Here is a 3,734-nt window from a genome sequence, read left to right as displayed (position 1 = left end):
GTTTAGGCGGTCATTCGAATACGTTTAGGCGGTCATTCGAATACGTTTAGGCGGTTTTTAATTACATTACTTGATATTGTAATTAAAATGCAATATATTACGATGTATCTTAATAAGGAAAGGATATGGATGTGTCTGAATTAGTAGTTAAAGATAATGCGCTCATTCAAGCGAGTTATACGCTGGGATTAGCTGAACAAAGATTAATGTTGCTTGCTATCCTTAAAGCCAGAGAAACAGGTGAGGGTATTGACCATGCAAGCTTATTAAGAGTTCACGCACACGCCTATGCTGACCAGTTCGATGTTGATAGTAAAAGTTCTTACAGGGTCATAAAAGATGCAAGCAAGGGTTTGTTTGATAGATACGTCACATATCACGATAAAAACCCTAAGAATGGCAATGATAGGTCATTTCACTGTCGCTGGGTCGATAAAATAGGCTACGAGGAAGCGACTGGTACGGTTTTCATGCGCTTTACTGCTGACGTTGTGCCGCTGATAACTCGGCTAGAAAATAATTTTACAAGCTATGAGATTGAGCAGGTAGCTAACCTTGATAGTGGCTATGCCATAAGGCTTTATGAGTTGCTGATACAGTGGAGAGTTGCAGGTAAAACACCAGTGTTTGAGTTACAAGACTTCAGGCGTAAGATGGGGGTTGAAGACAATCAATATAAGACGATGAGCAACTTTAAGAACAGAGTGTTAGAGCCAGCTCTTAACCAAATAAATGAGCATACTGACATTACAGCTAAGTATGAGAATATTAAAAATGGGCGTGTTATTACTGGCTTTAAATTTACTTTTAAGCCTAAGAAGACAAATAAAAAAGAAGTGGGTATTGAGCGTGATGCTAATACTGCGGATATGTTCACCATTGACGGCTTAACAGACAAGCAGCTGAAGCGCATTGTTCTTCATAAAGAATTTATAAGCACATATTCGGGTTTAGCTACTGGTGCTGCTGGGCGTGACTGGAAGCTGTTTACTGAATTTATGGTGAATGAGATTAAGAAAGACCCTAGCAAGTTTAGTCAGAAAAAGCCTATTAGAGAATATTTAAACGGTAAAGATGATGATTACCAGTATGCTTAACGGTTTGAGATAGAAGCGGATCTGAATGGGGGCTGTTTCCCATTAAGACCCGCTTCTATCTGTTAAATCTCTAAATGCGGTGCTTGTGATTGTTTTATCCGTAAGTCGGACTTCGCTGTTATGTCCTTGCCCCAATTGGTTGCCCTGACTGCTACTAACTGGCGGTAATTCTCGTCCTCGCTCATTTGTATGGCGTTCAGTGCTGACCTATCTATCCAGTCTTGCACTAAGTCGTTCTCTTCTTTGTTATCACTCATTGTTTTATCTCCCTTGTGTTATAAGTCTATGCCCTTATCCTGACTTACTTTATCCCTTGTTTTTACTTCAACTGTTGGCTGTACGGTTATTGTCGGTGGTGTAAGCTCATACTTACCAGCTACCATATCAGGAATTTTCTCATTTAAAGCGTCATGTTTGGCTTGGCGTTTTGCAGGGTAATCTTTAAACCGTTCATCAATTGCATTACGCATGGCTTCAAGTGCTACTTTTTGTCTGTTATCCAAGCTGTCTTCAATATTTTCTTCTACTTCATTTTGCTGTGCTGGGTTTATGTGCTTATCAGTATCAGCTAGCTCTTGGTAAAATGCTTCCTGTAGCACATGAGCGTCACGCTTCGCTTCTATCTCGGCTATTATTTGCGCTTCTGCCTGTGCTAACTGGTGTTTAATCTCTTCCTCAAACTCACCATCAAATTCCATCAATACCCATAGTTCAGCCTTAAAATCCTCTTCTTTTGCTTTTAGCACTGCTTGGTACGCTTCCCTGATTTCAGGCTCTTTGAGCTGTTTCATTGTTAGATTTATTGGCTCTCTCTCTATGCCCTGCTCTTTCAAGGACTTCATGCTAATGCGATAACTGTACCCTGCTCGCTCCAAGTGGGCGTTACAGGTTTTCTCCCATCGGTCACGCATCGCCTTTAGTTCTTCTTTGCGCTCTGCTGAAAATTTTGGCGTGTTTGCTTTTTTTGCTCCGCCTTTTTCGGGGTTTTTGCTGTTGTAGCGTTTAAAATATTGGTCAGGGTCACGCTCCACATCGTCTATGGTGCGTTCGCTAAACATAATATGAGCATGGGGCTGTTCGCCACCGTCTAGGGCTGGTGGGTTATGAATGGCGTACTGGTAGGCGTGTTTTTCGCCTATCTCTTGAGCTATCCAGTCTTTGATTAACTCGTGGCGTTCATACTCGTCTAATTCTCTAGGCAAGGCTATGACGTGTTCACGGTAGGTACTGCCGTTTTTTCTCTCGTGTTCATCTGCCATTTGCCAAAAATCATTAGGGTTATGCTCTGCCCATTTGGGCATATTGCCATGACCTGTGTTTTCTAACTTCTCTTCGTGGTAACTTGGTTTAGCATATTTTCCTTCCCTAGCGATATATTTAGCGTGAGGGCTTGCCTTACCTTTTTTGCCAATTCCCACACTCAGCCTACCGATTGCCATTGTTTCACCTTTTGTCTTTTTTTGGGGTTGTTAGGGGGTCGCCCCTGACTGGGGATTTCAAAGGGGTTAGACCCTTGACACGGTGTTTCTATTTTATGTAGCGAAGCGGAATAAAGTAGAAACTACTAACCGTGCCTTGTTTTCTCAACAAGGCTACCAACCACCACAACTATGCAAACATACCGCCTAATGATAAACTCAACCTAACCACAAAACAACCAGCAAAAAAGGAATGAGCATGGCTAATGCAAATGAAGAGTATATTAATAATAATGAAGAGTATCTTGATAATTTAGTAAAACGGTTTAGGGGCTTTAAGTCGCCTAATGATACGCAGAAACTTATTGTCCTGCTGGGTGAAAAAGACAATAGAAATGATGAAGATAATCGCAAGCTGTCGATATTACTCAAGGCTGAAAAGAAAGCAGACCAGTTAGTCAAAGCTAGGGCTAATGCTAGGAAGCTGATTGATGCTGAAAAATCAAAGGCTAGTAAAGCTGAAGTAAGACGTAAAATCATTTGGCAAAGTGCTTTTGAAGCAATGGCTGAAGATAGTATGGCAGCCAAGCGTAATTTAGACCAACTCAAAGCTGATGCTTACAACAAAGGGTATGTATCAGACAGGGATAAAGACGCAGTTAAAAATGACTTAATCAAACAATCAGTAGATACCGATAACATAGAAGAATTAGACTTCTAATGAATTAGATACGTCTATTTGCCCTCATATTAGCTTCTAAAGGTCTTTAATCATCAATTAGGTAGTAGGGTGGCATAAGGTAGTAAACAAAGCGATATGAGCCAAAATAGAGCCGTTTATGACGATAATATACAATCATCATTACTAGATAATTAACTGTTGGTTAATCTTGGATTTTATCTGTCAGGTAAACCTCGTCTTATAGTCCTGAAACCCTTGATAATAAAGGTTTGTAGCTTCATTCGAATAGGTTTACCCTGCTTTGTTTAATTTTAAGAGAACCAATTAGGCAAAATATTTTAGTTTTCTATATCCTTTTTTGTTCTTTTTTCTTCTGTTTGTTTTCTTGGTTATCCACAACCAAAAAGGCTTTTAATGCTTTTAAATGCTTTTAAATGCTTTTAAGCCCTATGTACACCTTGATAATAAAGGGCTGTAGAGTCCATTCGAATACGTTTAGGCGGTCATTCGAATACGTTTAGGCGGTCATTCGAATAC

4 protein-coding genes are annotated in these 3,734 nt (G+C 40.1%); 2 read left to right on the top strand and 2 right to left on the bottom strand.

Going from position 1 to position 3,734, the window contains the following annotated elements; genetic code table 11:
* The first annotated feature begins 131 nt into the window (after positions 1-131).
* Positions 132-1,097: a replication initiation protein RepM gene (gene repM, locus EI164_RS15115; RefSeq protein ID WP_192520760.1), complete on the top strand. Its 966-nt coding sequence runs from the start codon at positions 132-134 to the stop codon at positions 1,095-1,097.
* A gap of 62 nt (positions 1,098-1,159) precedes the next feature.
* Here repM and EI164_RS15110 read toward each other — a convergent pair whose 3' ends face one another.
* Both EI164_RS15110 and EI164_RS15105 read right to left on the bottom strand, forming a co-directional pair.
* Positions 1,160-1,354, bottom strand: coding sequence for a hypothetical protein (locus EI164_RS15110; RefSeq protein WP_192520759.1), 195 nt, complete (start codon positions 1,352-1,354; stop codon positions 1,160-1,162).
* Between the two features lie 18 nt (positions 1,355-1,372).
* Entirely contained in the window at positions 1,373-2,536 is a 1,164-nt protein-coding gene (locus tag EI164_RS15105) for a MobA/MobL family protein (protein WP_192520758.1), read from the bottom strand.
* A gap of 238 nt (positions 2,537-2,774) precedes the next feature.
* Between EI164_RS15105 and EI164_RS15100 the strand changes: the two genes are divergently transcribed.
* Complete coding sequence (locus EI164_RS15100; protein ID WP_192520757.1) at positions 2,775-3,236, top strand: hypothetical protein; 462 nt, start codon at positions 2,775-2,777, stop codon at positions 3,234-3,236.
* Positions 3,237-3,734: the final 498 nt, after the last annotated feature.

Origin of the sequence: Psychrobacter sp. FME13 (assembly GCF_014861395.1) — a bacterium.
Classification (GTDB): Bacteria; Pseudomonadota; Gammaproteobacteria; order Pseudomonadales; family Moraxellaceae; genus Psychrobacter.
Note: the sequence above shows the minus strand (reverse complement) of the source record. Positions and strands in the feature narration are given on the sequence as shown.